Origin of the sequence: Tessaracoccus caeni (assembly GCF_029211185.1) — a bacterium.
GTDB lineage: Bacteria > Actinomycetota > Actinomycetes > Propionibacteriales > Propionibacteriaceae > Arachnia > Arachnia caeni.
Map to the genome: position 1 here is coordinate 151506 of NZ_JARGDO010000010.1, position 6709 is coordinate 158214.

Sequence of the window (6709 nt, forward strand, 5' to 3'; positions counted from 1 at the left end):
GGCCGGGCCATCACGCCGCACCGCCCGCGGCGGGAACCGTCAGCGAGGCCGACGGTTCGTCATTCTCAACGGTGAACTTCCCGGTTTCTGCGATCATGCGGCTCGTGGTGTCGAAGGCGGCGAACTCGGCGGGGTGGAGTTGGTGCTGCACGACGAAGGAGCGGTCCTTGATGCGCCACAGCCCCTGCCCGGTCCCCAGGCCGGGAAGCAGCTTCTGCTCAGTGCCCGTGAGGCCGAGCGCTGTTGCGGTGGAGCCGAGCTGGTCGGCTTCCTGCCGGTAGACGATCCTGGTCTCCGCGTTCGCCAGCAGCGACGATGCGAGGGCGCGCATGGCGGAGCCCTGGTCGCCGACGTTGTCGAGGTCGGAGAGCTTGTGGAAGATCAGCATGTTCGCGATTCCGAAGTGCCGGGCGAGCCGCCACTGGGCGTCCATACGCCGCAGGAGGGACGGGTAGGCCATCAGGCGCCAGGCTTCGTCGTAGATCACCCAGCGTTGCCCGCCTGCCGGGTCGGACAGGGCCGACTCCATCCACGCCGACGAGCACGTCATCAGCACCGAGATCAAGGTGCTGTTCTCCGCGACCCGGGACAGGTCGAGGGACACCATTGGCAGGGACGGGTCGAACCTGACCGTGGACGGGCCGTCGAACAGTCCTTGGAGGTCGCCCGCGACGAGTCGGCGCAGGGCGTGGCCGACGAGCCGACCGTCTTCCGCGAGCCGTCCATCCGCGTCGTCGGCCGAGGTTGGGGTAAGGATGCGGTCGACGACCATCGGCAGGATCGGAACCTCCGCGCTCCGTACCGCGTCTTGGAGGGCGAGGTCGATCGCGGTGTGCTCCAACGGCGTCAGCGCCCGGTCCAGCACGGTCTCTGCGAGGGCGCCGATAAGGTCGCGGCGGCGGGAGGCGACCTGCATCGCCCACTCGCTGTCGGACACCGCGGATGGCCTATGGCCCTCATCGAGAGGGTTGAGGCGGTTGGAGAGGCCGTGGCCGAGGATGATTGCGCGTCCACCGACGGCTTCGGCGACGGCGGTGTGCTCGCCCTTCGGGTCGCCGGGGACGTAGACGCGTCGTCCGAACGGGAGCGAGCGCGTGTAGAGCGACTTTGCCAGGCTCGACTTGCCGGAGCCGACGATGCCGGCCAGGACGACGTTGGGGGCGGTGATGATCCCGCGCCGGTAGAGCACCCACGGGTCGTAGACGAACGACCCGCCGGAGTAGAGGTCCTGCCCGACGAAGATCCCCTCCGATCCGAGGCCGCCTTCGGCCAGGAACGGGTACTGCCCAGCCAACGTCGCACTCGTGTCCTGGTGCTTGGGGAGACGGAACCGGCCCGGCGTGCGCAACGCCGCAGGCCCCGGCTCGCCAGCGGCGGGCAGGTAGGTCGTCGCGCGCCGCTCGGCCTGCTCCGCCTCCCACAGGGCCTTCGCCTCGGCCTTCCGTGCCTTGCGGGCGGTGGTCTCGATTCGGGTCGCAGCCTGCCGGCGGTCCTTACGGGCCCGGCGTCGTTCGCCTTCGGGGCCGACGAGCACGGCCGTGTGCAGGCGGCCCTCGTCCTGCGCGGTCACAGCGCGAGCCCCCGGCCCTGCGCCGTGGCGGCACCGGGGCGTCGAGTGAACCAGTCGCCCGCGCCGCGCTCGCGGTTCGCCGCCTGGGTGTTCGCGCGTGCAGGCTGGTGTGCGACGCGCGCCGACGCCGCGGTCGACGCGGGCGCGGGAATCGGGGTGTCGATGCCGAGGAGTGCCGGGTCGGGCAGGGCGCCGTGCTCGCGCAGTAGCGAGACGTGGCCGAGGAACGGGTTGTAGGTGAGGGTGTAGACGTCTCGGGTCGCTACCTTGTCGAGGGCACCGGTCGGGGGCTCGTCGTAGACGTAGCCGTTCTCGAGCGCTGTCTGTACGGTCTCCTCGCCGTAGTCGAACCCGGCCAGGTGCTCGATCGCCGCGTCCGTGCCCTCCCGGTCGATGAGGTCCAGCACCTCGTAGGCCTCGGAGCCTTGGAGGAACACGACGCTGATCCACCGCACGCCCGCCGCCTCCCCAACGGTGGGCGCAGGGCCCTGCGGGCCGCGGTCGGCCAGCTCGGTCAGGGCGTCGGAGTTCTGCCGGGCGACGTCGGCGGTCCACTCATCGAACGGCCCCTCATACGCCGTGCCGTTGTCGGTGGCGTGTTGGTGCGCATCGCCTGCTGCGGTCAGGTAGGCGGCGAGGTCACGCAGCGCCCGCTCCGGTGAGACAGGCGCGCCGGCCCCGGTAAACAGATCCCGCCCTTGGATGCTCTGCCCGCTGTCCCGGTGCTCGATGAGGTAGGCGTAGCGCTGGTGCTGGCCCAGCGGCTCGTCCGGCCACACCGTCAGCGTGAGCGTCCCGGCCTGCACGCTCGTACGCCCCGCCCCCGCGTCTGCGGGGTCGGGTGCGGGGTGCCAGGCGATACGCCCGGAGTGCTGGGAGGCGGCGTCGAGCCGCCAGGCCACGGAGTCCAGGAGTGTGCCGGCCTGGTGCAGCTCGTCCGCGGCCGCGAGGGCCGAGGTCGCGCCGGTGGCCTGGTTCCCGGCGTCGTCGTGCGCGCGGGCACGGGGAGCGATATGGGCGGCGGCGAGCTGATCCAGTACCTGCCGCAGCGACCGGACTCCGGACAGCAGGTCACCGATCACTGGGTAGGTGTCGGCCGGGTCGGTGAACTGGCGGGTTGCGTGGGCCAGGCCCCGCAACGCGGCGGACGCCTCCGTGGCGTCCGCGACGGGGTTATCGAAGGTAGGCATGAGCGTTGTTCCTCACAGAAGCGTCGGATGGTTGGTGGGCAGGTGCGCCGGGTCAGACCGGCCGGCACAGCGGCAGCGCAGCGGCGGTGAAGGCCTGGGCTTGCTGGCCGACGAGGCGGCGGGTCTCGCAGGAGGCTTGGATCGCGGCCTGCTCGACCGCGGCGACCGCGGCGTCGAGCTCATCGACGGTCGGCGCGGAGACGGACACGAGGCCGGAGACGCGCAGGACGCCGTGCCCGGCGGTCAGGTCCGCCTCTTGCTGGAGGACGTCGTCCAGTTCGGCGCTGGTGGCGGCGTCTTCGATCTGCCCGATCTTGCGCCGCTGCGCCTGGTCGCTGATGAGTTCGGTCTTCTTCTTCCGCAGGTCCCGCGCGGCCTGATCGGCGCGCACCGGCGTGTAGTGCAGGGCGAGGGTGCGGAGGATGCCGTTGGACAGCACGAGCGGGGCAAGGAACCCTGGGTAGACCTGCGAGCGGGGCCACTCACTGATCCACAACACCGCATGGAACGCACTGTCCGACCGCAACCGATCCCACGTCTCGGTCACCGCTACCGGGCCCGCCGTCGCCAGATCCCGCCCGAGGTCGCCATGCCGTTCTAGCGCGGGAGCGGCGGCCGGGTCGTACGCCGAACGCAGGATGACGGCGACCTCGCCGGGCGTGAGCCACCCCGTCGAGGTGAGCTCCGCTGCGCGCAGCGCCGTCGTCAGCGTGGTCATCTCCTGCCGGAGCACCGCGGCGGCACCGCGCATCCCGCCACCGGAAGTCCTGATCTGCCGGCTCGCGGCCTTCATGTCCAGCGCCAGGCTGATCGTCGTGGCGTGGCGTTCCCCGGCGGGGCCGGCGCGCTCGATCAGCTCGGCGTAGGTGGTCGCGGCCCAGGACCCGTCGTCGGTGCCGTGCGTGCGCCACCACTCCGCCAACCCCGTTCCCGAGTCCGGCAGCGTCCGCTCCGACACCTGGATGCGGGCGATGCGCCCCGAACGGCAGGCCGCGGCGAGGACGCGCCCCCACCCGGAGACCCTGCGCTGCTGCTCACCGGGATCGAGGAGCACGAACGCCGGATGCGAGACGCCGAGGATCGCAGTCAGCGTCTGCGCGTGCGGGTCTTGGATCATCGCCGCCCCGGTCTCGGGGTCCTCCCATTCCCGCAACGGTGCCGCATCACCCGGAAGCGCGAGCGTCCCGGCAGGTCTCGGCTTGATGACGCGGCGCCGATAAATGAGCTGCCCCAGATACGTGCGGGCGATCCAGCGGGCCACGATGGGCACCCACTCGATCACCTTCCGCCCACCCGCGGGGATCACCGCGAGCAGTGCTGCGGTGGCCCATACCGGGGCGGTCCAGGCGAAGGCCAGGCCGCCGCCGAGGTAGAGCGAGAAGACGACTGTGAGCACGGCGATGCCGAGGACGATGAGTTGCGGCAGCGACAGGCCCAGCATGATCCCGCGCTTGGTGAGCCGGGAGAACTGCACCGCCGCCAACGGGTAGTCACTGTTCGCGTGCGTGTTCGTAGACATCGCAGGTCACCCCTTCCCGGTCGGCTTGGACGACGGCGGAGGTGGCGGGTCCGACCGGCGCCGAGGCGCGGGCGAGGACTCCGCCGAGCCGGTGGACGGCCCGGACGGCGGCGCCGAGGACGGAGCGGCCGGGGGCGGCGTCGACGGTGCGGGACGCTGCGGCGGGGTGCCTTGCGATGGTGGAACCAGCGGCGGGGATGCCTGCTCCGTGGCCGCGCCTGCCTGACTGTCGGCCGCTCCACCGACCGCATTGCCGGCCTTCGGGCCGGCGGTCGCCGCGCCCTTGACCACCGCACCGCCGACGACGACCGCAGCACCCACAGGGCCGGCGGCTGCACCAGCACCCGCAGCGCCCGCTGTCCCGGCCCCGGCACCAGCGGCGGTGCCAGCTCCCGCTCCTGCCCCTGTCGAGGAAGCGGCGGCTCCTGTGCCCGCTGTGCCGGCTCCCGCACTGGTGGGCGCCGCCGACGAGGAGGTAGGCGGCGGTGTTGGACTACCGCCTCCTCCGCCACCGTTCGAGGGTGCGCTGCCGGAGTCGGTGCTGCCGTCGAGTACCTTCTTGGCCGTGTCAGCCTTCGGCGCAGACGGCACTGGGACAGGCCGGTTCAGCGCCGACTTCGCCTCCTGCTCCGACGACATCGCGTGGTACATGTCGAACCCGACGAAGGACAGGAACTTGTACGTGATGTACGGGGCGAACGCCGCGATGAACATCAGCGCGACGCCGGCGATCGGGTCGGAGATGGATGCCAGGTCCGCCTCGATGGGGGCGGAGACCTGGCCGATGGCGACGAGGAAGATCACGACGAGGACGAGCTTGGAGAAGATGAGGGCGATGACGAAGGTCGCCCATTTGGCGAACCATCCCTTGGTCGCATCCCATGTCGCCCCGGCCAGGGCGACCGGCCCGAACACGATGGCGACCAGCAGCAGGGCTTTGCGGATGAGCAGCGAGAACCACACGATCGCCGCCGCGCTGATAGCGAGTCCGGCGAGGAAGATCGTCAGGATCGCGCCGACACCGGGAGCGGTGATGTTGATGGTGGCCAGGCCTGCGGCGAGGAGCCCGATCTGGGTCCCCATCCCTTCCATCGTGTTGCCGGTGGCCTGGACGATCCCGACCGCGAGCTGGTCGGTCACTTCCAGCAGCAACGCGGTCAGCGTGATGACCAGGAACGATCCGAGCACGCTCTTGGCGAGACCGAGGGCGGCACGGTTGAGGGCGGTCGGGTCGCGGTGGATGAGCCCGGTGATGAGCTGCAAGCAGAAGAACACGAGCATGATGAAGACAGCGACGCCGAACAGGACGTTGTAGACGCCGATGTACTCGGCGCTGGTGACGTCCACGAGGGTCGTGGTGTCGAAGACCCACCAGACCGCCTCGAACAGCCACGCGGCGGCACCGGCCATCGCTTGGGCGAGCCAGTCGAACGGGGCGGCGATCAGGGAGGCGGTGCCTTCGCCCACGGCGTCGCAGACGGAGGAGATGACTGGGACATCGCAGACGCTCACCGCAGCCACCCCCGCGGCCGGGAGTCATGTCGGGTGGTCATCACACGGCCTGCCCGACGCCCCAGAAGAAGTTGATCAGCGTCACCGCGGCACCGCAGATGATCGCCGCCCCGCAGCTCACGAGAACGCCGACCTTGCCCCTGCTCGCGAGGTGCGGGTTGGAGGAGTTGGCGCCGAAGCCCCACACGATCGCGCTGACGATGAGCGCGAGGACGGAGAGGATGAGGCCGACGGTCATGACGGCGCCGACGATGATGCGCAGTTGCTCGATGCCGGGAAGACCGGATGAGTTGGGGTCGATGTCGATCACGGGGTGCTCCTGACTATTGACGAGAAGGGGTTCTCGTCCGTCAGGTGCACCCCGCGATCCCAGCGGCGGCGGAGGTAGTCAGAGTTGGGTGCCGACGTCCAGCAGGAAGTTGAGCCACGCGACGCCGGCCCCGGCGAGAGCGGCGGCGCCGACCGCGACGAACAGACCCGTGCGAGCCTTGGTCGCCGCCTGATAGTTGCCGCTGGATGACGCGATCGCCCAGATGATGGCGCAGACGATGAGCATGAGCACGGCGGTGACGAGCACGAACATGAGCAGCGCGCCAACGATGGCGCGGAGGTCGGCGGCGCCGCCGACGCCGCCGAAGTCGGGGAACACATCCATGGTCATCGTCCAACCGGGGATCGCAAGTATTCGAAGCGTTCGAAATCCATGCTGGGGAGGTGCGCAGGGCGGGACCGCCGTCGTCGGGCTAGCGTTGAAGTGTGGAGGCATGGACTGACGAGCAGGGTGTGGTGGCGTTGCCCGACGGGCGACGCATCCGCGGCGTCGGCGTGCGCCGGCCGCGCGGCGATGTGCCTGCCCCCGATTTCGCGGTCTATCTACTTGGCCGTGACCCAGCGCCTGGTCCTTGGCCTCATCGCTGG

The 6709-nt window shown here is 70.6% G+C and carries 6 protein-coding genes; all 6 read right to left on the minus strand.

Going from position 1 to position 6709, the window contains the following annotated elements; translation table 11 throughout:
- Window positions 1-10 precede the first annotated feature (10 nt).
- Window positions 11-1570 carry an ATP-binding protein gene (locus tag P0D62_RS10920; protein WP_259804122.1) on the minus strand — a complete coding sequence of 520 codons (1560 nt, stop codon included), beginning with the start codon at window positions 1568-1570 and terminating at the stop codon, window positions 11-13.
- On the minus strand, window positions 1567-2760 hold the full coding sequence (locus P0D62_RS10925) for a hypothetical protein (protein WP_211346237.1): 1194 nt from the start codon (window positions 2758-2760) through the stop codon (window positions 1567-1569). The genes P0D62_RS10920 and P0D62_RS10925 overlap by 4 nt, the downstream gene beginning before the upstream one ends.
- A gap of 52 nt (window positions 2761-2812) precedes the next feature.
- Window positions 2813-4279: an SCO6880 family protein gene (locus P0D62_RS10930; protein WP_144317196.1), complete on the minus strand. Its 1467-nt coding sequence runs from the start codon at window positions 4277-4279 to the stop codon at window positions 2813-2815.
- A 6-nt stretch (window positions 4280-4285) separates the two neighbouring features.
- Window positions 4286-5791 (minus strand): type IV secretion system protein, encoded by a 1506-nt coding sequence (locus P0D62_RS10935; protein ID WP_144317195.1) that lies wholly within the window; start codon window positions 5789-5791, stop codon window positions 4286-4288.
- A 40-nt stretch (window positions 5792-5831) separates the two neighbouring features.
- The gene (locus P0D62_RS10940) at window positions 5832-6101 is read right to left on the minus strand and encodes a DUF6112 family protein (protein WP_062764860.1); all 270 of its coding nucleotides are present in this window, start codon (window positions 6099-6101) and stop codon (window positions 5832-5834) included.
- 78 nt (window positions 6102-6179) lie between these two features.
- Window positions 6180-6452 (minus strand): DUF6112 family protein, encoded by a 273-nt coding sequence (locus P0D62_RS10945; RefSeq protein ID WP_275702583.1) that lies wholly within the window; start codon window positions 6450-6452, stop codon window positions 6180-6182.
- Window positions 6453-6709 lie beyond the last annotated feature (257 nt).